This window comes from Pseudoduganella sp. GW821-FHT05F09 (genome assembly GCF_059419605.1).
In genome coordinates this window covers 132950-156451 of the sequence record NZ_JBWKSD010000006.1, presented here as the reverse complement: position 1 = coordinate 156451, position 23502 = coordinate 132950, and the positions used below count along the sequence as shown (strand labels likewise).

The 23502-nt window shown below is 66.3% G+C and carries 22 protein-coding genes; 8 read left to right on the top strand and 14 right to left on the bottom strand.

Annotated elements, in window-relative coordinates:
* Window positions 1-11 precede the first annotated feature (11 nt).
* Window positions 12-1202, bottom strand: a complete 1191-nt coding sequence (locus AC07S4_RS20455) for an acyl-CoA dehydrogenase family protein (RefSeq protein WP_161072267.1) — start codon at window positions 1200-1202, stop codon at window positions 12-14.
* A gap of 159 nt (window positions 1203-1361) precedes the next feature.
* Here AC07S4_RS20455 and AC07S4_RS20450 point away from each other — a divergent pair, with 159 nt between their 5' ends.
* On the top strand, window positions 1362-1592 hold the full coding sequence (locus AC07S4_RS20450) for a hypothetical protein (RefSeq protein WP_494988399.1): 231 nt from the start codon (window positions 1362-1364) through the stop codon (window positions 1590-1592).
* A 5-nt stretch (window positions 1593-1597) separates the two neighbouring features.
* Here the strand turns inward: AC07S4_RS20450 and AC07S4_RS20445 are convergent, their stop codons facing one another.
* Entirely contained in the window at window positions 1598-3856 is a 2259-nt protein-coding gene (locus AC07S4_RS20445) for a gluconolaconase (RefSeq protein ID WP_494988398.1), read from the bottom strand.
* A gap of 96 nt (window positions 3857-3952) precedes the next feature.
* On the opposite strand from AC07S4_RS20445, the gene AC07S4_RS20440 reads away from it, so the two are divergent.
* On the top strand, window positions 3953-5056 hold the full coding sequence (locus AC07S4_RS20440; RefSeq protein ID WP_494988397.1) for an HAF repeat-containing protein: 1104 nt from the start codon (window positions 3953-3955) through the stop codon (window positions 5054-5056).
* A gap of 17 nt (window positions 5057-5073) precedes the next feature.
* Here the strand turns inward: AC07S4_RS20440 and AC07S4_RS20435 are convergent, their stop codons facing one another.
* Window positions 5074-5829 carry an SDR family NAD(P)-dependent oxidoreductase gene (locus AC07S4_RS20435; RefSeq protein ID WP_494988396.1) on the bottom strand — a complete coding sequence of 252 codons (756 nt, stop codon included), beginning with the start codon at window positions 5827-5829 and terminating at the stop codon, window positions 5074-5076.
* Window positions 5826-6941, bottom strand: coding sequence for a patatin-like phospholipase family protein (locus AC07S4_RS20430; protein ID WP_494988395.1), 1116 nt, complete (start codon window positions 6939-6941; stop codon window positions 5826-5828). Before AC07S4_RS20430 ends, AC07S4_RS20435 begins: the two co-directional genes overlap by 4 nt.
* A gap of 50 nt (window positions 6942-6991) precedes the next feature.
* On the opposite strand from AC07S4_RS20430, the gene AC07S4_RS20425 reads away from it, so the two are divergent.
* Both AC07S4_RS20425 and AC07S4_RS20420 read left to right on the top strand, forming a co-directional pair.
* Window positions 6992-8206, top strand: coding sequence for a phosphatase PAP2 family protein (locus AC07S4_RS20425; RefSeq protein WP_494988619.1), 1215 nt, complete (start codon window positions 6992-6994; stop codon window positions 8204-8206).
* The gene (locus AC07S4_RS20420) at window positions 8203-8820 is read left to right on the top strand and encodes a CDP-alcohol phosphatidyltransferase family protein (protein WP_494988394.1); all 618 of its coding nucleotides are present in this window, start codon (window positions 8203-8205) and stop codon (window positions 8818-8820) included. Before AC07S4_RS20425 ends, AC07S4_RS20420 begins: the two co-directional genes overlap by 4 nt.
* Here the strand turns inward: AC07S4_RS20420 and AC07S4_RS20415 are convergent.
* The 6 genes from AC07S4_RS20415 to AC07S4_RS20390 form a co-directional block, all read right to left on the bottom strand.
* Window positions 8771-10564: a bifunctional alpha/beta hydrolase/class I SAM-dependent methyltransferase gene (locus tag AC07S4_RS20415; protein ID WP_494988393.1), complete on the bottom strand. Its 1794-nt coding sequence runs from the start codon at window positions 10562-10564 to the stop codon at window positions 8771-8773. The two genes, AC07S4_RS20420 and AC07S4_RS20415, sit on opposite strands and share 50 nt — an antisense overlap.
* Window positions 10561-11472, bottom strand: a complete 912-nt coding sequence (locus AC07S4_RS20410; RefSeq protein ID WP_494988392.1) for a phosphatidate cytidylyltransferase — start codon at window positions 11470-11472, stop codon at window positions 10561-10563. The genes AC07S4_RS20415 and AC07S4_RS20410 overlap by 4 nt, the downstream gene beginning before the upstream one ends.
* Before the next feature lie 45 nt (window positions 11473-11517).
* The gene (locus AC07S4_RS20405; protein WP_494988391.1) at window positions 11518-12582 is read right to left on the bottom strand and encodes an MBL fold metallo-hydrolase; all 1065 of its coding nucleotides are present in this window, start codon (window positions 12580-12582) and stop codon (window positions 11518-11520) included.
* Between the two features lie 378 nt (window positions 12583-12960).
* Entirely contained in the window at window positions 12961-15213 is a 2253-nt protein-coding gene (locus tag AC07S4_RS20400; protein ID WP_494988390.1) for a carboxy terminal-processing peptidase, read from the bottom strand.
* Window positions 15214-15358: 145 nt separating this feature from the next.
* Entirely contained in the window at window positions 15359-15907 is a 549-nt protein-coding gene (locus AC07S4_RS20395; RefSeq protein WP_494988389.1) for a hypothetical protein, read from the bottom strand.
* 45 nt (window positions 15908-15952) lie between these two features.
* Window positions 15953-16507, bottom strand: a complete 555-nt coding sequence (locus AC07S4_RS20390) for a thymidine kinase (RefSeq protein ID WP_161072283.1) — start codon at window positions 16505-16507, stop codon at window positions 15953-15955.
* A gap of 246 nt (window positions 16508-16753) precedes the next feature.
* On the opposite strand from AC07S4_RS20390, the gene ehuB reads away from it, so the two are divergent.
* Window positions 16754-17599, top strand: a complete 846-nt coding sequence (ehuB, locus tag AC07S4_RS20385) for an ectoine/hydroxyectoine ABC transporter substrate-binding protein EhuB (protein WP_494988388.1) — start codon at window positions 16754-16756, stop codon at window positions 17597-17599.
* A 135-nt stretch (window positions 17600-17734) separates the two neighbouring features.
* Window positions 17735-18238 (top strand): MarR family winged helix-turn-helix transcriptional regulator, encoded by a 504-nt coding sequence (locus AC07S4_RS20380; RefSeq protein ID WP_494988387.1) that lies wholly within the window; start codon window positions 17735-17737, stop codon window positions 18236-18238.
* A gap of 8 nt (window positions 18239-18246) precedes the next feature.
* Here the strand turns inward: AC07S4_RS20380 and AC07S4_RS20375 are convergent, their stop codons facing one another.
* The 4 genes from AC07S4_RS20375 to AC07S4_RS20360 form a co-directional block, all read right to left on the bottom strand.
* Window positions 18247-18513 carry a DUF5985 family protein gene (locus AC07S4_RS20375; RefSeq protein WP_161072286.1) on the bottom strand — a complete coding sequence of 89 codons (267 nt, stop codon included), beginning with the start codon at window positions 18511-18513 and terminating at the stop codon, window positions 18247-18249.
* Window positions 18513-18770, bottom strand: a complete 258-nt coding sequence (locus tag AC07S4_RS20370; RefSeq protein ID WP_161072287.1) for a DUF5985 family protein — start codon at window positions 18768-18770, stop codon at window positions 18513-18515. Before AC07S4_RS20370 ends, AC07S4_RS20375 begins: the two co-directional genes overlap by 1 nt.
* Window positions 18771-19151 carry a hypothetical protein gene (locus tag AC07S4_RS20365; protein WP_494988386.1) on the bottom strand — a complete coding sequence of 127 codons (381 nt, stop codon included), beginning with the start codon at window positions 19149-19151 and terminating at the stop codon, window positions 18771-18773. It abuts the gene before it with no gap.
* A 112-nt stretch (window positions 19152-19263) separates the two neighbouring features.
* Complete coding sequence (locus AC07S4_RS20360) at window positions 19264-20583, bottom strand: chloride channel protein (RefSeq protein ID WP_494988385.1); 1320 nt, start codon at window positions 20581-20583, stop codon at window positions 19264-19266.
* Between the two features lie 364 nt (window positions 20584-20947).
* Between AC07S4_RS20360 and AC07S4_RS20355 the strand changes: the two genes are divergently transcribed.
* The gene (locus tag AC07S4_RS20355; RefSeq protein ID WP_494988384.1) at window positions 20948-22324 is read left to right on the top strand and encodes a pyridoxal-phosphate dependent enzyme; all 1377 of its coding nucleotides are present in this window, start codon (window positions 20948-20950) and stop codon (window positions 22322-22324) included.
* Entirely contained in the window at window positions 22321-23502 is a 1182-nt protein-coding gene (locus AC07S4_RS20350; RefSeq protein ID WP_494988383.1) for a trans-sulfuration enzyme family protein, read from the top strand. The genes AC07S4_RS20355 and AC07S4_RS20350 overlap by 4 nt, the downstream gene beginning before the upstream one ends.

Sequence of the window (23502 nt, the reverse complement as noted above, 5' to 3'; positions counted from 1 at the left end):
GCTGTCTCCCCTCACAGGCCCAGTATCATCTGGGTGATGATGTTTTTCTGAATCTCGTTCGAACCGCCGTAGATCGAGGTCTTGCGGAAGTTGAAGTAGTAGCCGGCCAGCGGCGCGTGGTCGTCGTCGCCGGTCACGGCGTGTTCGGACTTGCCTTCCAGGTAGCTGGTGTCGAAGGGCAGCGCGTCCGGCCCCAGGGCTTCTATCATCAGTTCGGTGAGGATCTGCTGGATCTCGGAGCCGCGCACTTTCAGCATGGACGCTTGCGGGCCCGGGGTCTGGTCTTCCTGGCAGATGGTGCGCAGCACCGTGGTTTCCAGCGCCATCAGCTCGATTTCCAGGTTGGCCACTTTGGCGGCGAACAAGGGGTCTTCCAGCAGCGGCTTGCCGCGCTTGAGCTGCTTGAGCGCCACTTTCTTGAGGAACTGCAGCTCGCGCTTGGAGCGGCCCACCGCCGCGATGCCGGTGCGCTCGTGGCCCAGCAGGTATTTGGCGTAGGTCCAGCCCTTGTTTTCCTTGCCGATGAGGTTGGCGACCGGCACCTTCACGTTGTCGAAGAAGACTTCGTTCACTTCGTGGTCTTCGTCCAGCATGATGATGGGGCGCACGGTGATGCCCGGCGTTTTCATGTCGATCAGCAGGAAGGAGATGCCCTCCTGCTTGCGCACGGTGCTGTCGGTGCGCACCAGGCAGAAGATCATGTCGGCGTGCTGGCCCAGCGTGGTCCAGGTTTTCTGGCCGTTCACAATGTAGTGGTCGCCCACCCGCTCGGCGGTGGTTTTCAGCGAGGCCAGGTCGGAGCCGGAGCCCGGCTCGGAATAGCCCTGGCACCACCAGTCTTCGCAGCTGAGGATGCGCGGCAGGTAGTAGGCTTTTTGTTCTTCATTGCCGAAGGCCATGATGACCGGGGCCACCATATTGATGCCGAAGGGCAGCACGGGCGGCGTGCCGGCGATGGCGCACTCCTCTTCCCAGATGTGGCGCTGGGTGGCGTTCCAGCCCGGGCCGCCGTACTCGACCGGCCAGGCGGGGGCAACCCAGCCTTGCTTGGCGACGATACGGTGCCAGCGCACGATGTCTTCGCGCGACATGCGCAGGTGCTTGCGCACTTTCTGCTGCAGGTCGGCGGGCAGGTTGGCCGCGAGGAAGGCGCGCACCTGGTCGCGGAACGCCAGATCCTCGGACGAATAGTTCAAATCCATGCTGTCTCCTTTTATTCTGTTCTATCGTAAAAGCACGACCGTTCGCTAAGTGTACATCAGCGCACGGCGCAGCACCATGAGTCTGTGTGAGATCGCGCACAGATCGGCGACTCGAGCGTGTCACATCATCCACACAGTGGCACATACAAGGAGCACATCATGCCCAGAGGAGCAAGCCCGAAACGCGAACGCGAGTTCAAGGAAATCGAGCACAAATTCAAGGAGGAAGGCAGGTACAAGGGCCGCGAGGAGGAAGTTGCCGCCCGCATCGTCAACAAGCAGCGCGCGCAGAATGGCGAGACCAAGCACAAGCCGCTGAACCGCTCCGCTTCGCGCAGCAAGAGCCGCTCGACGAGGACGGCCTCGCGGCGCGGGAAGTCGAGCAGCTGATACTGCTATTCCACCTGGAACGGCAAATCGCGCCCTTCGATGGCCTGGTTGCCAGCGTAGTCCGCCGCCAGCACGCGCAGCTTGTAGTTGCCCGGCGCCAGGCCGGCCACGCTCCACATGCCGGGCGTGACTTGGCCGTGCATCATGCGGTTGGTGAGCGTGTAGGCGAAGCGCGTGGCTTTGCTGCCGTAGACGGTGATGCCGCTATTCGGCGCGTAAGCGTATTTCACGGCTTCCTTGTTGCGCGGCAGTTCGTCGTAGACCTGGGTGATGGTGGGCTGCTCGTAGCCCGCCACCGGGCTGCCGTCTTCGCGCAGCAGCTGGTAGCCGAGCTTGTAGAGACCCAGGCGGCGGCGCGCTTCGTTGCCGTCCATCTGGTCGTAGGCGTCCACCACGATGCTCAGCTCGCCGACTTCGCGCGGGATGACCAGCGGCTTGCGCTTGGCGGCCTTGATGACCTTGCCCCGGCCGTCGAACAGGGTGATGCTGTTGATGTGCGGGCGCACCGTATCCACCTGGCCTTTGAACGGCAGGCTGAGCGGGTTGAGGACTTTGCCCTGCTCGTAATAGTCGAGGTGGACGTGGGCCATGCCGTTGATGGTGCCCAGCGTGTCGCCCGCCGCGAAGCGCGCGCCGCGCCGCACGCGCACGCGTTCGGGCTTGCCCTTGGCGTTGCGCAGCAGCTGGAAGCGTTCGTCCAGCGCGGCGTTTTTCGTGTTGCGGCCCACGCGCATGTGGATGTAGGAGATGTGGCCGAGGGCGATGCCTTCGCTCAGGCTGCCGAAGCCCCAGTTGGGCAAGGGGTCGCTGACCTTGACGGGGGCCACGGCCAGCACGGGCTGGCCGACGTCGGCCTGCACGTCCAGGCCGGCGTGGAAGTGGTCGCGGCTCTCGCCTTCGAAATTGCCGCGCACTTCGCCCATCAGGCCCACCACTTCGTGCGGCTCGTTTTGCGGGCCGACCGGCCACAGGATACTGGTCACCGGGGACGCCCGCCGCGCCGCGCCGGACGGCGCCGTGGCGGCGGCTGGCGACGCTGCGGCGGTGGCAAGCACGCCATCGCCGCCAGCAGGCTGCGGCTGTGGCTGTGGCTGCGGCTGGGTCTGGACCTCGGCCGGCGTGGCCATGCTGAGGCGGTGGATGCGGAAGGTGGCGGCGTCGCTCACCACCAGGCTGCCGTTGCGCGCCAGCGCTATGCCGCGCGGCGCGTAGAGCTGCACTTTGCCGTCGCTGCCGTAGCCCGGCTCGACTTTCTGGCCTACGTCGGCCAGCCCGTCCAGGCCGCCCTGCGGCGTGAGCTGCAATATCCGGCCTTGCGAGCCGGTGGCGATGTATAAATGGCCGTCGTGCGTGCGCGCCAGCGCGATGGGACGGCGCAACAGGGCTTGCCTGTCGTTGTCCGGCGCGCGCACCACGGTGCTGACCATGCCGTCCTTGCCCAGCTTGCGGATGGCGTTGTTGCGCGTGTCGGCAATCAGCAGCGCGCCGTCCGCGTCCAGCAGCAGCGCGCAGGGAGTGTCGAAGCCCGCCTTCAAGGCCGGGCCGTCCGCGTCGCCCGGCAGGCCGTTGCCCGCGATGGTGCTTACCGTGCCGTCGGGCGCAATGCGGCGGATGGCGTCGTTGTAGGTGTCGGCCACGTAGACCACGCCGTCCTCGCCCACCGCCACGCCCACCGGGCCGTTGAACTGCGCTTCCCTGCCCTTGCCGTCCGCCGTGCCCGCCACGCCGCTGCCAGCCAGCGTGCTGACGGTGCCGTCCGGCGCCACTTTCCTGATGGCGTTGTTGCCGGTGTCCGCCACGTACAGATTGCCTTGCGCGTCGATGGCGATGCCGGACGGCGTATTGAACATGGCTTGCGCACCCGGGCCGTCGGCAAAGCCTTCCTTGCCGCCTGCAATTGTGGAGGTGGCGCCGCCCGGCGTGAGCTTGCGGATGCGGTTGTTGTCGCCCGCGTCGGCGATATAGATATTGCCGGCGGCGTCGAGCGCCACGCCGTAGGGGTCGGCAAAGCGCGCCACGGTCACGGGCATATTGCCTTCCGCAGCGCCCGCGATGCCGTCGCCCGCCAGCGTGGTCACGCGCGCGGCCCAGAATTCCGGCGTGCGCTCCACCATCTTTTCCGGAACAGCCTGCCCGGTCTCCGCCTGCGGCGCGCGCGCTTGCAAATAGAAATACACGCCCGCCCCTGCCACGGCCGCCGCCACAGCGATGCCCGCCAGGGGCAGGTATTTTCTTTGGTACTGCCGATTCTGATTTGCCGCCACTTTACTACCCGTCCAGGAATGAAGGATGAGCTTAACCGAAAAGGTGATGTGGATGCTATAGTTGGCGATCTTGCAACCCACCAGCCGGAGACCGTCATGCTGAAAATTTCCCTGCTTCCCCTCACCCTGGCGCTGAGCCTGTGCAGCGCCGGCGCCGACGCCAAAGTGCAGCAGTTGCCGGGCTTTGCCGCCAACAGCAAGGAGGCCAGCATCGCGGTCGACATCAACGCCAATGGCCAGGTGGCGGCGGTGATCGAAGACGAGGATGGCAAGCAGCGCGCGGTGCTGTACGACAAGGGCGTGCTGGAACTGGGTACGCTGGGCGGCAGCGACAGCTATACCAAGGGCATCAACGACGACGGCGTGGTGGTGGGCTCGGCGCAGGACGGCAAGGGCCACTGGCGCGCCTTCCTGGTGCGCAAAGGCGAGCGCATGCGCGACCTGGGCACGCTGGGCGGGGGCAGCAGCTACGGCACCGCCGTCAATGCGTCCGGCCAGGCCGCCGGATTCGCCGACACGGCGGACGGCTATTTCCGCGCCTTCGTGCTGGACGCGCAGGGCCGCATGGTGGACCTCGGCACGCTGGGCGGCAATATCAGCTACGCGTCCGGCATAAACAACCACGGCGCGGTGGTGGGCACGGCCGCGCTGCCGGACGGCTACCGGCGCGCCTTCATCCACCGTCCCGGCGCGGGCATGATGGACTTGGGCACGCTGGGCGGCCGCTCCAGCGCGGCCACCGGCGTGAACGACGCGGGCGTGGTGGTGGGCGCGTCCGAAATGCCGAACCGCCGCTGGCACGCCTTCCTGCACGACGGCGGCAAGATGGTGGACCTGGGCGCGCTCATCGGCTACGGCAACAGCTACGCCACCGGCATCAATGCTGCGGGCCATGTGGTGGGCACCATCCTGATCGGCGACGAGCGCCGCTCCTTCGTCTACCGCGACGGCAAGATGGCGGTGCACCAGGCGGGCAAGGGCTTGTACCTGACCAACGCCATCAACGACGAGGAGATCGTGGCCGGGGCAACCTACCTGAGCAAGCGCTACGCGGCGGCCACCATGCGCTCGGACATGATACCGGTGGTGCCCAAGGGCCACCGCGAGTTCATGGGCATGATGACGATGGCGGTCGGCGCCGCCGTGGCGCTGATGCTGCTGCGCCGCCGCTATCGCGGCATTGCGCTGGCGCGCTATTGAGGCCTCGCTATTGAGGCTTATTTCTTCCGCGCGCGCTTGAGGAAAGCGGGCAGCAGGTTGAATAGCCGGACCAGCGCGTGCAGCTGCCAGGGGAACACGCAGCACTCATCGCGCCGGGCGATGGCGGCGGCGATGCGCTGCACGGCCTCCTGCTCGGACATGAGGAAAGGCTTGCGGCTGGCGTCGCCGTGGTTCAGTTCGCGCAAGCGTGCCGTGTCCACATAGCCCGGCACGATGACGGTGACGGCGATGCCGAACGGCGCCAGCGCCTTGCGGTAAGCGCCGCACATGGCGATGGCCGCGCGTTTGCTGGCACTGTAGAGCGAGCCGTTGGGGTAGTCGTCCTGCAGGCCGGCGATGGAGGCGACCGCCACGAGGTGACCCTGCGCCTGGCCGGCTTCCATCATGGCGTCGGCGGCGGCCGCGAAGGCGTTATCCAGGCCACCCACGTTCACGCGCAGCACCGGCAAGGCGTTGTAGCGGTCCCGCGCGATGGCGGCGGCGTCGGTGTACTGGCCGGCAGTGACGATGAGCAGGTCGAGCTGGCCGGCGGCGTCCGGCAGCGCCGCCACCTCGGCCACCGTGCGCGCAACGGCGGCCCGGTCCGCAATGTCGCAGACGTGGATGCTGACCCGGCTGTCCCGCGTGAACGCCACGCCGTCCAGTTTCTCGGGATGCCGCCCACAGACCGCCACGCGCGCGCCCTGCGTCCAGTAATGCCGCGCCAGCCCCAGGCCTATGCCGCTGGTGCCGCCGACAATCATCACTTTCATGCCAGCGCCTTGTTGTGGCGCGTGGTGCGGCGCATGGCCGGGCTGCGGCCCTGCTCGGCCAGCGCATAGGCTTCGGCTGCGCGCTGGTAGCCGTACTGCCACTGCGCTTCCACTTCCTCCACATAGCGCGCATAGCTGCCCGGCGCCACCAGCCGCACGCGGTTGCCCAGCCAGTCCACGCGCTTCTGGATGCCGTTGCGGCGCAGGACTTCGCCCACGTCGCTGGTATCCACCCACACGTCCACCGGCTGCCCATGCACATGCCGCATGCGGCGGTTGCCGTCGAAACCGAATACGGCGCGCAAGGCGGGAATGGCCATCAACTGGTCGTAGGGCGGCTTCATTTCCATGGTGACGTGCCGCGCCAGGCTGCGCGCCAGCTCAACGGGAAACAGGTCCACTACGCCGCCGGTGTAATCGCCGGCATCGACCGAGTGGCAGCGGAAATAGTACATGTCCGAGATCGAGATGCGGACAGCGTCGACCAGCGGCATGGTGGTATCGACAAGCAGCCCGGGCGCCACCGCGTCCGTCCAGCCACCGCTGCCGATGGCAGACGGCAGGCCTTCGGCCAGCGCGGCGGTGCGGCTGCCGCAAAACAGGGTCACGCCGTACAGCTGGCGCCCCAGCCTGGGCTGGCCCACCTCATGCTCGCCGAACAGCATCTTGCCGCCCAGGATGGCCAGCGCTGTGCCGCCCTGCCCGGCCGCTGGCGGCAGCGGCAGCACGGCGGGAATCTCGAACAGATAGTCCTGGAACAGGTCCGGCAGGCGTGCCGCCTTGCCCGGATGCAGGCGGCGCAACGCCACGTTGGCCAGCGCGCGCAGCGGCGAAGCGCGCGGCCCCGGCTGCAGGCCGCAGAAGAACTCGTACATCTGCGGCGAGGCGACCCAGGCTTTGCGCGCCGCGCTGTCCGGCAGGTTGCGGATGATGGCGCCGGCCACCGCACCGCCGCAGGCGGCCAGCAGCAGGTCCGGCTCCTGGCCCGCGTCCACGGCGGCGGCGTGCATGCCGAGGTAGTAGCCGAAACGGAAACCGCCGCCGGCCAGCACCATGCAGCGCTGGTATGGTTCGGGGCGTTCCTGGTGCTGGTCTGGTTGTGCTTGCATCATGCGTGCCATAATGCATCAATTACATAGTTAATAACAAGGACAGCTTGACCATGACTCCGGTGGCGGTGCCCAGCATGCGCGAGCGCGTGACACAGCTTGCGTTCAATGGCGCGCTGTTCGGGCTATGTTACCCCTTGGCCAACCACCTTGCCGAACGCGCCGGCGCTACCCGCAGCGCGGCGCTGCCGTGGGATGCGGCCGTGCCCTTTCTGCCGTGGATGGTGCTGCCCTATATGACGTCCGGCCTGCTGTTCGGGCTCAGCTTTCTGCTGGCGGACAGCCGCGCCGCGCTGTCCGCGCTGAGCCGCCGCGTGGCGTTTTCCACCGTGGCCGCCTGCCTGGTGTTCGCCGTCTTCCCACTGCGTTTCAGCTACTTGCGGCCGGTTGTGGAGGCGCCGCTGCCCGCCTGGCTGTTCGCGCAACTATCCGCCATGGACCAGCCTTACAACCAGTTGCCATCGCTGCACGTGGCCTACTGCGTCATCTTCTGGCCGGCGCTGCGCCGCTTTGCAGGACGCCGCGCACCACGGACGGCCATGCAGGCGGCGAGGCAGGCCGCGCTGGCCGCCTGGCTGCTGCTGGTGGCGGCCGCCACCGTGTTCACCTGGCAGCACCACCTGGCCGACGTGGCGGCAGGCGCGCTGCTCGGCGTGCTTGCCATAAGCATGTTGCCCGAGGCCGCACCCGACGCGTCCAGGCCCGTCGCCTTCAGCTACGCGCTGATGGCCGGCCTGTCGCTGCTGGCCTGGCTTGCGCTGGGCGGCCCGTGGTGGCTATACCTGTGCGCCAGCCTGCTGCTGGTGGCGCTGGCCTACCAGCGCCGCCATGCAGCCTTCCTGCACAAGCACCAGGGCCGCTACCCGCTGTGGGTCTGGCTGCTGTACGCGCCCTATCTGCTCGGCTATCTGCTGACCTGGCAACTGGTGCGCTGGCGCGAGCGCGGCCGGCCACCATTCGAGCGGCACGGCGAGCGCCTGTGGGTGGGCCGGCGCCTGAGCAGCGCGGAAGCGGCGCGCCTGCCGGCCGCCTGCGCCGTCATCGACCTCGCCAACGAACTGAGCGAAACAAGGGCGCTGCGCCAGCGCCACTACCAGCACTTCCCGCTGCTGGACCTGCATGCGCTCGACACGCGCACGGTCCAGCCCATCCTGGCCGCCATCGCAGCCCACGCCGCCCAGGGCCGCGATGTTTACCTGCACTGCGCGATGGGTTACCAGCGCAGCCGCCATATCGCCCAGCTTTACAAGGAGTATTCCCAGCAATGAGCTTTTCGATCTACCAGCTGAAGCCAAAATTCCAGCAACTGCTGCAACCCCTGATGCGCGCGCTGGTGCGCTTCCGCGTGACGCCGAACCAGATCACGCTGGCCACCATGCTGCTGTCCGTGGCTTACGGCGCCGCGCTCGCGTGGCAGCCCGATTGCGCAGGCCTGTGGCTGGGCCTGCCCGCCTTCCTGCTGCTGCGCATGGCGCTGAACGCCATCGACGGCATGCTGGCCAATGCCACCGGCCAGAAGACCCGCCTCGGCACGCTGCTCAACGAGCTGTGCGACCAGGTGTCCGACGCCGCGCTCTACCTGCCCTTCATGCTGGCCGCCGCGCTGCACGCGCCGCTGGTGCTGCTGTGCGTGGTGGGCGCGCTGCTGGCCGAGTTCGCGGGCGTGCTGGCGCTCAGCGTGGGCGCCGCGCGCCGCTTCGACGGGCCCATGGGCAAGAGCGACCGCGCCTTCTGGTTCGGCCTGCTTGCCCTGCTGATCGGCTACCAAGCCGCGCCGCTGCTGCTGAACGGCATGCTGGTGCTGGTGATCGTCCTGTCCGTGTGGACCGTGTTCAACCGCCTGCGCCAGGCGCTGCGGGCTTCTGCGCCAGCGACACCGTAAAGATGCCCTCCAGGCCGATGCGCGTGGCAAGCTTCCGTCCGCCCGCATAGGCCACCAGCCCGTCCATTTCGGCCTGCGGCCGGGGCCGCATCTGCCATGGCGTGCCCCGGTGGCTGGTCAGCGTGAGCGCGATCATCTCCAGCTGCGGGTGCCAGGGCTGGCCGGTGTAGATCAGATAGCCGCCCGGGCGCAGCACGCTGAAGATGCCTTTGAGCGAGGCGTACACCGGCTCGTTGTCGCTGAACAGCTCATGCAGGCCGGACACGATGGCAATGTCGTATTCGCCTTCGGCGGCGCGGTAGCTGTCCGGGCTGAAGGCGTCGCGCAGCTGGAACTCCACGCCGGCGCGCAATTGCAGCTGGTCGGCCAGCAGGCGCGCCTGGTCCAGATTGTGCTGCGTGTAGTCGCGCAGGGTCACCTGGATATTCTTGTCCTGGAAGCGCTTCACGGTCTCAAGCACGTAGCGGCCGGAGCCGGCGGCAATATCCAGGATGCGCAGCGGCGCTGCACCCGTGTGCGCCGCGATGCGCTCGCCCAGCATCTGCTGCAACTGGCGCTTGCGCAGGCGGATGCCGCGCCACCCGACCGCGTCCAGATAGCCCCGGTCCATGGTTTTGCCCATGATGAAACGGCCGCCGGCCTGGTTGCGGTACACATAGTCCAGCGAGGCGCCCGAATCGAAGCCGTGCTCCAGGCCTGTCCTCATGCCGTCGCTCACGCCGCCCAGCGCGCCCAGCATGACGCGCTGCATGCCGAACCAGGCCTTGTGCAGCGCGCCGCAGCTCTCGCCGGCCTGCATGGCGGCGTAGCGGCGCGCGCTGTGGCTGTCCCGGTCGGCGTTCAGGTAGTGCGACGGGGACAGCGGCGCGCGCTGGAAGCACTGCTCGATGAACTGGCGGCTTTCATGCAGGGCGACGCTGGTGTCCTGCTCGTAAAACAGGGCGTGGAAGGCGTCCGGCAGGCGCACGTAGCGCTTCAGCGGCGAGGACAGACGGTCGAAAAAGGTCTGCTGCGGTCCTTCCTTCACCACATAATCCTTGCCTGCGGCCAGCATCAGCACGGGCGTGTCGATGGCGGCGGCGTCGTGCACGATGCGCTGCGCCGTGTCCGCCAAGCCCAGCAGCACGCAGGCGGAAATGGCCTTGGCGATCAGCGGATCGGCCGCGTAGGCGGCGGCCTCCTGCTGCGAATGCGTCAGCATGCCGGGGCGGATATAGCTGGTGACAAACAGCTCGGGCTTGAAGCGGCGCGCGAAACGCAGCGCGGGCTTGGCCAGCGGCACGTAGAGCTTGATTTCGAAGGCGGCGGCGGCCATGATGACGCCGCGCACGCGCGGCGCGTAGTCGTGCAGCCAGGTGGCGGCGATGACGGCGCCCACGCTATTGGCCACCACCAGGATGTTTTCCTCGGCAAAGCCGTGCGCGTCGCGGATGTGGCGGATGAAGGTGTCGAAATCCTCCACCAGGGCCTCGAAGCTGGGCGCGTCGCCGCGCTCGCCGGGCGAATAGCCGTGGCCGCGCGCATCCCAGGCAAAAGCATGGTCCTGCGCAAAGCCGAACTGTTCCACCAGCGGCTGGATGCGGCCGGAATGCTCGTGGCCCCGGTGCAGGAACACCAGCGCGCGCTGCGGCCCGTCCCGGCGCGGCGCCATCGGTTCCCAGGCGCGGTAGAACAGCCGCGTTCCATCCTTGCAGTCGAAGCCGGATTCGGTCGTGCGCCAGGCCAGTGAGCGTTCAGCTTTCATGCGGGCATCCCTTGTGCGGAGCTAATCAGAAAATACAGCAGCGGCGCGGTGACCACCAGGCTGTCCACCCGGTCCAGTATGCCGCCGTGGCCGGGTATCAGTTGCGAAAAATCTTTCACGCCCAGCACGCGCTTGGCGGCCGAGAACATCAGGTCGCCGCAGAACCCGCCCAGCGACAGCAGCACGCCATAGCCTGCCAGCTGCCGCGCCTGCGCCAGGTGCAGATAGCCGCCCAGCGCCAGCGACAGCAGCAGCGTTGCCGCCACGCCGCCCAGCAGCCCCTGCCACGTCTTGTTCGGACTGATGCCGGGGGCGATGCGGTGCCGTCCGAACAGCGTGCCGCTGATGAACTGCGCCACGTCGTTCAGCGCGGTCAGCACGTACAGGTAAAACAGCCAGGCCAGCCGCTGATGCGGCTCCAGCGGCAGCATTTCGTAGCGCGGCAGAAAGCTGGCGCCCAGGCACAGCATGAGCCAAAGCAGCCACAGCAGCGAGGGCGCGCTGCGTGACCAAAGGAAATATACCAGCGTTACAAGGATAGCAATGGATAGCGCGAACGCAACCGCCTGGGGTTTGACAAAAATCAAGGCGATCGTGGCGGCCAGTATGGCGGCGGCGGGCCAGGTGTAGCGCACCGCGCCGCCCTGGCCGGCAAACGGCGCCAACTCCCGCAGCGCCAGCACGCCTATGGCCAGCGCCAGCAAGGTGGCGCCCGCCGGGTGCAGCAGTAGGCTGAGCGTCACCACCGGGAAGATGGCCCACCAGGCGTTGACCTGCAGCCTGAGCCGGCTCTGCGGGCGGGCGCGCAGCGTCAGGCCAACGCCCAGCGAGGCCACGCCCAGCATCAGGTACAGCATGCCGAGCGCGGTCAGGATTTCCGTGCCCAGCAGAGAAAGCAGTCCTTGCATAATCGCCCTAATTGCATGAAAAGCAATTATACGCCGGATTTCTCTTTAGACAACGTCCTGCGCGACGGGCAGCGCTTCGGTCTTCCAGCGCAGCATGCCGCCGGCCAGGTTGGCGACCTGCTTGAATCCGGCCTTGGCCAGCAGCACGCTGGCCTGGGCCGAACGCACGCCGGAGCGGCACACGGCCACGATGGGGCGCTCGCGGTCGAACTCGTCCAGCTTGAACATCAGCTGCGACAGCGGCACCAGGCGCGCGCCGCGCAGATGGCCCAGGCGGTCGATGAACTCCGGCGCCTCGCGCACATCCACTATCTGTACCTGGTCGGCGTGCTCGAGCAGCGCCATCGGTTCGATTTCCCACACGCCGCTGAAACGCAGCGTGAGCGGCGCCCAGGCCGGCGTATCAGGCGGTTCGGCGCCGCCCTCGGGCTGGCCGCAGCGCAGGTTGGCCGGCACGGCCACCGCGATCATCTTGGGATGCGGCAGGTTCAGGTTGTTCATATGGCCGGCGAAATCGCCCTCGTCCACGTCGCCGCCCAGGCGCGGGTTGAAGCGGCGCTCCTCGGCCACGCTGGTGACGGTGATGCCGCGGTAGTCGTGTGCCGGATAGAGCAGGCAGTCGTCGGGCAGCGTCAGGATCTGGCCGCGCACCGAGGCGAACAATTCCTGCGGGCTGCCGCCCTGGAAGTCAGTGCGGCCGCAGCCGCGTATCAGCAGGCTGTCGCCGGTGAAGGCCATACTGTGGTCGTCCAGCACGAAGGTCAGGCAGCCGCTCGTATGGCCGGGCGTGGCGCGCACTTCCAGGTAGCGGCCGCCGAACTGGATGCGGTCGCCGTGCCGCAGCGGCCGGTCCGCCAGCTCGGCGCCGGCCGCCGCCGCCAGCGCAATGCCGCTGCCGCAGCTCTGGTGCAAACGCCAGGCGCCGGTCACATGGTCGGCGTGCACATGGGTGTCCAGCGTGGCCAGCAGGCGCAGGCCCAGCTCGCGCAGCAGCGCCAGGTCGCGCGGCACTTGTTCATAGACCGGGTCGATCAGCACGGCTTCCCCGCTGTCGCCCAGCAAGTAGGTGTAGGTGGACGAGGTTGGATCGAATAGCTGGCGGAAAATCATGGTCGTCCCTGAGATAGTATTTCTCGAATGATAGCAAAGGGCGACGGCCGTGCCAGGCGGCAAGGCAAAAAAAAGCCCGCTCAGGGAGCGGGCTAAATCTAATCTCTTGGAGGAGAATAGAGGAGACAGGTGTAATCATGCCGCGTCGCAGCATATAAATCCACTTTATCTTTCTAATGACAGTCATAGCCAAAACAAATAAGTCTGTCGCGTTGCGCTGCATAGGCAAAAAAAAAGCCCGCTACGGGAGCGGGCTGAATCTAATCTCTTGAAGGAGAATAGAGGAGACAGGAACTATGATGCCGTAGCGCATCATATATTTCTACTTTATATTAGTGATGATAGAAATAAATGATGCGTATAACTTGGCAAAGATACCTACTTTCCCACGTCGGCTGCGTATGGGAGCACGCGGGAGGCCAGTCGGGTATCGGTTTTGAGCAGGCCTACCTCGTCCGCCAGGATGTGTACCGCTTCATTGAGCAGCACGTCCTTGGCGGCTTTGGCGGCTTTTTCCGCGTCCAGCTCGGCGCTCAGGCTGCGCTCGTCGCCTTGCAGGCCGTCGTCGGTGCGCAGTGCGCCCTTCACTGCCGCCACCTGGCGCGCGGCCTTGGCGTTGGCGTTGGCCGGCTTGGCGGCGATGGCCTTGTTCAGCGCTTCCTTGGCGTCCGGTATCAGCACCGGGTCGTCCGGTGAGGCGACCAGGTTCAGCAGGCGCGCTTCACGCAGCTTGGCGCGCGCTTCCTGCTGGTCGCGTTCCTTGCGGCGGGCGGTTTCGTTCAGCGAGATGACGTTGTCCTTGCGCTGCTTCTTCACCAGGGCGATATCCTCGGCCAGGTACTGGAAGTCCTTGTCCTTGGCCACGCGCGCCTCGTGCTTCTTGTCCAGCAGCGGCACGATCTCCTTCAGCTCGCCTGCGGGAATGTAGATCGCCGGCTTGATGGCCACCCACGGCAGCGCGTTGTCATAGCTCGATTCGCCGAAGGTTTCCGGATCCGACATGGACGGCAGGTTGATGTCCGGCACCACGCCGCGCAGCTGGGTCGTACCGCCGTTGATGCGGAAGAACTGCGCCACCGTCATTTTCAGTTCGCCGTAGCGCGGCTTGTCGGCCTGCGAATAGCGGTCCAGGCTCACCAGCTGCTGCACGGTGCCCTTGCCGAACGACGGTTCGCCGATGACCAGGCCACGGCCGTAGTCCTGGATCGCGGCGGCGAAAATCTCCGACGCCGACGCCGAGCTGCGGTTGATCAGCACGCCCACCGGGCCGTCCCAGGCCAGGCCGGCGTTGGTGTCGCTTTCCACTTCGACCTTGCCTTGCGCATTGCGCTGCTGCACCACCGGGCCTTTGTCGATGAACAGGCCGGTCAGTTCCACCGCCTCGGTCAGCGAACCGCCGCCGTTGTTGCGCAGGTCGATCAGCACGTTGTCGACTTTTTCCTTCTTCAGCTCGGCCAGCAGGCGGGCCACGTCGCGGGTGGCGCTCTTGTAGTCCTTGTCGCCCTTGCGGCGCGCTTCAAAGTCCAGATAGAAGGTCGGCAGCGAAATCACACCGACGCGGCGCTTGGCCGTGCCGTCGCGCACTTCGAGGATGGATTTCTTGGCCGACTGCTCTTCCATGCTGATTTTCTTGCGCACCAGCGACAGCTGCGCCAGCTTGCCGTCCGGGCCGGCGTCGGCCGGCAGGATCTGCAGGCGCACGGTGGAGTCCTTGGCGCCGCGGATCTGCTGCACCACGTCGTCGATGCGCCAGCCCACCACGTCGGTGAAGCTGCCGGACTCGCCCTGGGCCACGCCCACGATGCGGTCGCCCACTTTCAGCTTGCCCGACAGCGCGGCCGGGCTGCCCGGCACCACTTCGCGCACCACGGTGTAGTCGTCGCGCTGCTGCAGCTGGGCGCCGATGCCTTCCAGCGACAAACGCATGGCGATGTCGAAGTTTTCGGCGGCGCGCGGGCCGAGGTAGTTGGTGTGCGGCTCGATCGACATGGCGTAGGCGTTCATGAAGATCTGGAACACGTCTTCATTGTTCAGCTTGCGCGAACGGCTCATGTAGTTGTCGTAGCGCTTGTCCAGCGTCTCGCGGATGGCCTTGTCGTCCTTGCCGGCCAGTTTCAGGCGCAGCCAGTCGTTCTTGACGCGCTTGCGCCACAGGTCTTTCACTTCCGCGTCGGTCTTCGGCCACTCGGCCTTTTCCCGGTCGATCTGGTAGCTCTCGTCCAGCGAGAAATCGAATTTGGTCTTCAGCAGTTCGCGCGCATACGTGATGCGCTCGTTGAAGCGCTGCTGGTAGAGATTGTAGATGGCGAACGGCACCGTCAGGTTTTCCGACATGATGGCGTCGTCCATCTTGGTGCGCATGGGGGCGAACTGGTCCACGTCGGCTTGCACGAAGAACAGCTTTTCGCCGTCCAGGGACTTGAAGTAGCGGTCGAAGATCTTCTCCGACATCGCGTCATCGAGCGGGGTAGCCTTGTAGTGGTAGCGCGTCATGACGTGGGAAGCCCACAACGCGGCTTGCGACTGCACCGCCTGCGGCTTGACGATCTCCGCTGCCTTGTCAGGCGCGGCAGCGCCCACTTGTACCGAAACGGCCAGCGCAATCGCGCTCAACAGCATCTGCTTCTTCATCGGCTTACTCCGAAAACTTTGATTTCATGGAAAACTGGGTACAGCTGCGCTTTATTCTACAGGATAGCAGGCTGCCAGCAATGGCTGTGCGGCACAGTTTCCGTGCCTAGCCTTAAGGCTGAATTAAAGGTGGCCCAGGGGCGCCCTAGCCCGCCAGCCGCGCCGGCAAATAGCAGACGGACCAGGCCAGGACGGCAATCAGCAGATAGGGCCAGGAACGCAGCGAAATCTTCCAGTCCACGGCCGACGGCCAGCAGGCCAGGAACTGCGGCGCCACGGCGAAGGCCAGCAACAGGTCCAGCGGCTCGAAATGCCAGCCGGGCTGGGCGCGCCACAGCGCCACCGCCAGCGGCACCGCCGCCACCAGGAAGGGCGCCAGCGCCACCGGGGCCGCGTTGTACCAGCGCACCCGGGTCAGGCTCACCGAGCCGAGCTGCCAGCTCTGCCCCACCCTGCGCGGCATCACGGAAAAGCCGGCCGGGCGCGCGCCGGTCAGCACGCCGACGCAGAAATGGGCCAGCTCGTGGCAGATGGTGCCGGCCAGCGTGAACAGGAAAAAGATGGGATGGAAGGCGGCCAGGCGCCGTATCACCAGCGCCAGCAACAGCGACGGGGCCAGGTAGAGCAAGACGTTGAGCAGCACTTCGCGGTGCTGGCAGAACCAGGCGGGGGCGATGGCGGCACAGTCGAACATGCTCGGATACTACCGTGTTTCCGCCGCCACCGGCACAACAATCAATTACTCGGAATAGAAGCAGCGGCCGCAGGCCTGGCGGTAGCTCTCGTTGCCGCCGATACTGATCTGCTCGCCTTCCTTCATGCGCTTGCCGTCCTGGTCCACGCGGATATTCATGGTGGCTTTCTTGCCGCAAGTGCAGATGTTTTTCAGCTCCTCGATATCGTCCGCCAGCGCCAGCAGGTAGGCCGAGCCGGGGAAAGGCTCGCCCCGGAAGTCGCTGCGCAGGCCGTAGCTGATGACCGGAATGCCGCGCACCTGCGCCAGCTTGTGCAATTGCTGCACCTGCACAGTGGTCAGGAATTGCGCCTCGTCTATCAGCAGGCAGGCGATGCGTTGATCGATCACCTTGAGGAAATCGGTGTCGGCGTCGAACACCTCGGTCTCGCGCTGCGGGCCGAGGCGGGACGTGACCTTGCCCACGCCGTAGCGGTTGTCGATGGCGGCGGTGAACAGGCGCACGGCCTGGCCCTGCTCTTCGTAGTTGTGGGCGACCTGCAGCATGGCGGTCGATTTGCCGGCGTTCATGGCCGAATAGCGGAAGTAGAGTTTTGCCACGGCGATGCGAGTGAAATGAACAAAGCGGGATTATACGGCCCGAGTCCCCGGACCCGCCAGTATGGCATTGCCGCGTCGCCAACTGCGCACGCTGGCGCAGCAAACCGATATGATTGCAATATGGGCAATCACATTTGACTTCAAATGTATTGCTTGCTACGATGGCCGCGTCCTCTGGCGCCTGGCGCCCGGAACCATATCCACATATGCCATCACCTTTGCCTTTGTGCAGCAGGAACCGAGATATTGAGTCGATTAAATAAACTGGGCGCTATCTTGCTGGCGGCCATGATGCTCGCCAATGCAGCTCGTGCGGAAACAACCCTGGAACGCATAGTCCGGACTGGAGTCCTACGCTTGGGGTATGTCGACGAGGCGCCGTTTGCCTACCTCCTGCCCGACGGCACGCTGACCGGCGAGTCCGCCGTGATCGCCACCGAAGTACTTGGCCGTTTGGGGGCGCAGCGCATCGAGCCGGTGGCTGCGACATGGGAGTCGCTTATTCCGGGCTTGCTGGCGGGCCGCTACGACATGGCCGCGGGCGCGCTGACGATTACACCGGAATTGAGCAATACCGTGTTGTTCAGCAATCCGCACTACCGGCTGGGCGATACGCTGCTGGTTGTGCGCAGCAATCCGCGCCAGTTGCGCAGCTACGGCGACATTGCCGCCGACCGGCGCCTGCGCCTGGCCGTGGTGACTGGGTCGGCCCAGTACGACTATGCGCTGGACGCCGGGATGAGCGCGCACCAGTTGCTGTCGGTGCCGAACAGCCAGGCGCAGTTGCAGGCCGTGCGCACCGGCCGGGCCGCCGCGGCCGCCGGCTCGGAACTGAGCATGCGCCGGCTGGCGCAGCGCGATCCGGCCCGGGTGCAAGCGCTGGCGGTGTTCGCTGACGACCCGGTACATGCCGGTTACGGCACGTTCGCCTTCCGCCCTGAAGACGCGGCCTTGTGCGATGCAGTGAACCGCGCGCTGAAGGGATGGCTCGGTAGCGCAGAGCACCTGCGCCTGGTGGCGCCATTTGGTTTTGGGCCGGTGCATGTCACAACCAGGACGGCGGCCGAAGTGGTGGCGCGCGCAGCACCTTAACACTTGTCGAAGACAAGGCAGTCCAGCTCAGTAGGCGGGTTACCGGACCCGTTGGCAGCCCTCATCGGGCTGCTTTTTTTTGCGGCCCGCAGCCGGCCTATCAGCACGCGCGGGTTTTTCCGCTATGATGCGCCCATGTCTACCTCCACCTCGTCACTTGGCCACGAAAGTTCTTCCGATCCGGCGGCGCCGGCACGCGTGCTGCGCCAATTCCGCGTGCTGTTCAACGCGGTGCGCGGCCATTTTCGCGAAGTGGAGCGGGCAGCCGGCATAGGCGGCGCACAGTTGTGGGCGCTAAGCGAGATCAGCGCCTCGCCAGGCATAGGACTGGGAGAGCTGGCAGCGGCGCTGGATATCCATCAATCGACCGCCAGTAATTTGGTGAAGGCGCTGCTGGAGCGCGAGCTGGTCACGCTGGCGCGGCGCGCCAAGGACCGGCGCGCGGTACAGCTGACGCTGACCGAAGAAGGGGCTGCGGTACTGGACAAGGCGCCCACACCTTTCCGGGGCGTGTTGCCCACCGCGCTGGGGGAGCTCGATCCGTCCGTGCTGGTCCGGCTGGAGGACGATCTGGCCGCGTTGATCGGGCTCTTGCAGGCCGGCGACCATGGCGCCAGAACGCCCTTGGCGGACTTGTAATTGTCCAGCTAGCGCGGCGGCGCCCGGTTTTTATTGATGATCGCCACCAGGATCAGCACATAGGACGCCAGACGGATCAAGTAATACAGGGGCGCGTCGGCATCGCCCAGCGGCGCCAGCGCCCACAGCAGGCGGTGCAAGGCCTCCAGCATGAAGGCGACCGCGAAGTACAGGAAAAAACGGTCGCGGGTCTGGCGCCAGAAACGCAGGAAAAACAGCGCGGCAACCAGTGCCGCCATCACGATGGCGCCGCTAAGCAAAGAGTTGACCGCCATCAGTCGTCCTCCCAAATCAAGCCATACAGCAGCGGCATCAAGGACAGCAATGCCGAACCCAGGCGCCAGAGCGACAGGTCCTGCTCAGGAAGAATGACGCGGTCCAGCATGAGCAGCATATTGTTGATGAACATGCCGGCGAAACACAGTCCGCTCCACAGCAGCAGCCGGTGCCGGGTCCTCGTGTAGCTGCGCAGCAGCAGCCAGGCACAGGCCAGCGCGGTTGCCGCGCACAGCAGATAAATGATGATGGCCATTCAGCGCTCCTTCTTACGCCACACAAAGGCATCGGCAAACAGATGCGCTTTGCGGTTGGTCTTCAGGTGGATCAAGGTACTGACTTCGATCAGATTTTGCCCGTATATCACCGCCAGCTGGTCAACCAGGCCAGCGAGCTGCGGCGTGCGCGGGGCGTAGAAATATCGCGCCGGCGCCGCCTCGTGCAAGCTCAGCAGGCCAGCGCGCAGCAGTTGCGCCAGCAACTCGTCGGCCTTGGCCGTATTCAGGTACAGGCGCTGCGCCAGTTGAGCGCTGTCCCACTCCCTGGCGCCGCCGTCGCGCAGCAGCAGCAGCGCTTCCAGGAAGGGCACGGAGGGAATGCACTGGACAATGAAGCGTCGGATGTCGTCAGGAATCATGGATGGGCAGTCGCGCCACAAAAATACATTTGGACAAATTATATTGCGGAAACAATATGCCTGGCGCACGATGTAGTGCGACCGTCATGGGTCGCTTCACCGGCGGCACAGCCTAGGCCGGCGGCGCCACGCGCCGCAACTGCAATTGCGCAAGCGCCCCGTACAGCGGCGGACTGAGCACGCGCGAGACCGTGCTGGCGATGACCGCGCAGGCCATCAGGCTCAGCACCATGGCATGGCCGTCCACCATTTCCATCACGATGATGAAGGCGGTCAGCGGCGCCTGGGTCGCGGCGGCCAGGAAGCCCACCATGCCCAGCGCGATGAGCGCCGGCGCGTAGGGATAGGCGGTCAGCAGCGCGATATCGCGCCCCAGTCCTGCGCCGATGGACAGGGACGGGGCGAAGATGCCGGCCGGTGCGCCGGTCCACACGGTAAGCCAGGTGGCGGAAAACTTTTGCAAGGCGAAGCCCGGCGCCGGCGCCGCCGCGCCGTCGAGCATGGCTTTGGTGGCCTCGTTGCCGCTGCCAAACGTCGCGCCGTGACTCAGCACGCCGATCACGGCGACCAGCAGTCCGCAGCCCGCCGCGAACAGCACCGGACGGGCCGCGCGCCAGCGGCTGAAGCGGTCCGCCGACTGGCCGCTCAGGCTGGCGATCAGCAGGCGCGCGAACAAGCCGCCCGCCAGACCGCTGGCCAGCGCGGTGAGCAGCCCCGGCCAGAACAGCGGCCATCCGATAGGGCCGGCGTGGATCACGCCGAAATGCGTGCCGTTCCCATACACTGACACGGCGATCAGGCCAGCCAGGACGATACCGGCGACTATCAGGCCGCTGTTGCGCTGCTCCGGCGCCCGCGACAGTTCCTCGATGGCGAACATCACGCCCGCCAACGGCGTGTTGAACGCCGCAGCGATGCCGGCCGCGCCGCCTGCCACCAGCAGCGACTGCGCCGAGACCAGGGATCGGCGCGGCAGCAGCGGCTGCACCGCCAGCATGACGCCGGCGGCAATCTGCACCGACGGCCCTTCGCGCCCCAGCGACAGGCCGCCCAGCAGGCCGGCGGCGGTCAGCCCGATCTTGGCCGCGCTCAGGCGCAAGGACACGAACAGCCCGCGTTGCGTCGGCCCCACCTCAGCTTCCAGGCAGGCCATCACTTGCGGGATGCCGGACCCGGCCGCGCCGGGGGCGTAATGCCGCGTCAGCCAGACCACGCCGGCCGCGCACGCCGGGCTCCAGACCAGGGGCAACCACCAGGCCCAGTGGCTGGCCCACTCGAACACGGCCAGCGCCGATTCGGCCAGCCAGGTGAACCCGACCACGATCAAGCCAGCCAGAGCGGCGGCGCCCACCACCACGGCGCGTGTCCACCATAGCCGTGGCGTGGCGAATTCGCGCCGGAAGGCGCTGGGTATGTCGTGCCGCTGGTGCATGGGATCGCCGGAGCAGGAAAGAATCGCCATTATAGAAGATAGGTTTGAACAAATGTAATTTCCGCATTGACTATATTTTCCATGCTTGCCACTTTGCCAAATTGAACGTTTGTCTGCGTGATGACGGTGGTGGCCACGTCGCGGCCGGTAGTTACCCGTCTACGCCAACAGCTGCCCAACACACACCGCTCCGCCACCGCCACTGCCGCCGAAAATAGGCGCATACTTGGACATGCAGAATTTGCATATACAAGCACACAATGATTCCTTCCCAGCGAGTATCGTGCGGCCTAACATCCGCCTTTTTTCACGGAAAGCGCGGCCGACACAATCAGCCGGCGCTGTTTCGAAGCGAGGAGTGTTTATGAACAAACCCCACGAGGCCGCCCTGTTCGGCCTGATCGGCAATACCCCGCTGATCGAAGTCACCCGGCTCGACACCGGCCCCTGCCGCCTGTTCCTCAAGCTGGAATCGCAAAACCCCGGCGGCTCCATCAAGGACCGCATCGGCCTGTCCATCATCGAAGCTGCCGAGCGCAGCGGCCAACTCCAGCCGGGCGGCGTCATCATCGAAGCCACGGCGGGCAACACCGGCCTGGGCCTGGCGCTGGTGGGCCGCATCAAGGGCTACCGCGTGGTGCTGGTCGTGCCGGATAAAATGTCCACTGAAAAAGTGCTGCACCTGAAGGCGCTCGGCGCCGAAGTGCACATGACGCGCTCGGACGTCGGCAAGGGCCACCCCGAGTACTACCAGGACTACGCGGCCCGCCTGGCGCGCGAACTGCCGGGCGCCTTCTACGCCGACCAGTTCAACAACCCGGCCAACCCGCTGGCCCACGAAACCACCACCGGCCCGGAAATCTGGGAGCAGATGGGCCACGACGTGGACGCCATCGTGGTGGGCGTGGGCTCGTCCGGCACGCTGACCGGGCTGAGCCGCTTCTTCCGCAAGGTGCAGCCGGAGCTGGAGTTCGTGCTGGCCGACCCCAAGGGCTCCATCCTGGCCGAATACATCGACAGCGGCGTGGTGTCCGGCACCAGCGGCTCGTGGGCGGTGGAAGGCATAGGCGAGGACTTCATCCCGTCCATTGCGGACATGGGCTCGGTGCGCAAGGCCTACACCATTTCCGACCAGGAAAGCTTCGACAGCGCGCGCGCCCTGCTGGGCGCCGAAGGCGTGCTGGGCGGCTCGTCCACCGGCACGCTGCTGGCGGCGGCCCTGAAATACTGCCGCGAGCAGACCGAGCCCAAGCGCGTGGTCAGCTTCGTGGCCGACACCGGCACGCGCTACCTGTCCAAGATGTACAACCACGGCTGGCTGGTGGACCAGGGCCTGGTGCAGCGCCCGCAAACGGGCGACCTGCGCGACCTGATCGGCCGCCGCTACGACGAGGGCGACGTGGTCAGCGTGGCCCCGTCCGACACCCTGCTGGTGGCCTTCAACCGCATGCGCGCGGCCGATCTGGCGCAGCTGCCGGTGCTGGACCAGGGCCGCCTGGCGGGCATCATCGACGAGTCCGACCTGCTGCTGAAGGTGGACAACCACGCCGAGCAGTTCACCAGCCTGGTCGGCGCCACCATGACCACGCGGCTGGAAACGCTGCATCCCACGGCCAGCGTGCAGGCCCTGCGCAGCACCCTGGACCGCGGCCTGACCGCCGTGGTGGCCGACGACAACAAGTTCTACGGCCTGATCACCCGCTTCGACCTTCTCAACCACTTGCGCAGGACTTTATCTTGAGCTCAAACAAAGACCACAAAGCCCACCTGGCCACCCGCGTGATCCACGCCGGCCAGTCGCCCGACCCGTCCACCGGCGCCATCATGCCGCCCATCTACGCCACCTCCACCTTCGTGCAGGAAAGCCCGGGCGTGCACAAGGGCCTGGACTACGGCCGCTCGCACAACCCCACCCGCTGGGCGCTGGAGCGCTGCGTGGCCGACCTGGAAAGCGGCGTGCAGGGCTACGCCTTCGCGTCCGGCCTGGCCGCCATCTCCACGGTGCTCGAGATTGCCGACGCCGGCTCGCACATCATTGCCGGCGACGATATGTACGGCGGCAGCTACCGCCTGTTCGAGCGCGTGCGCCGCCGCAGCGCGGGCCACGACTTCACCTACGTCGACCTGACCAATCCGGAAAACCTGCTGGCCGCCATCCGCCCGGAAACGCGCATGGTGTGGGTGGAGACGCCGACCAACCCCATGCTCAAGCTGGCCGACCTGCAGGCAATCGCCAGGATCTGCCGCGAGCGCAACATCATCGCCGTGGCCGACAACACCTTCGCCAGCCCGCTGGTGCAGCGCCCGCTCGAGCACGGCTTCGACATCGTGGTGCATTCGGCCACCAAATACCTGAACGGGCACTCGGACATCATCGGCGGCATCGCCGTGGTGGCGGGCGAGGAGCGCCAGGCGGCGTGGCGCGAGCAATTGGGCTTCCTGCAGAACTCCGTGGGCGCGATCGCCTCGCCCTTCGACAGCTTCCTGGCCTTGCGCGGCGTGAAGACGCTGGCCATCCGCATGGAACGCCATTGCGCCAGCGCCTTGCAGCTGGCCGAGTGGCTGGAGCGCGAGCCGAAGGTGAAGAAGGTGTTCTACCCGGGCCTGAAGTCGCATCCGCAGCACGAGCTGGCCAAGCGCCAGATGGAAGGGTTTGGCGGCATCATCTCCATCGACCTGGACACGGACCTGGCCGGCGCGCGCCGCTTCCTGGAGCGCTGCGAGGTGTTCGCGCTGGCCGAAAGCCTGGGCGGCGTGGAGAGCCTGATCGAGCATCCTGCGCTGATGACGCACGCCAGCATACCGGCGGCGCAGCGCGCCGCGCTCGGCATCGGCGACGGGCTGATACGCCTGTCGGTGGGCATTGAAGACCTGGCCGACCTGCGCCGGGACTTGCAGCACGTGCTGGACGCCATCTAG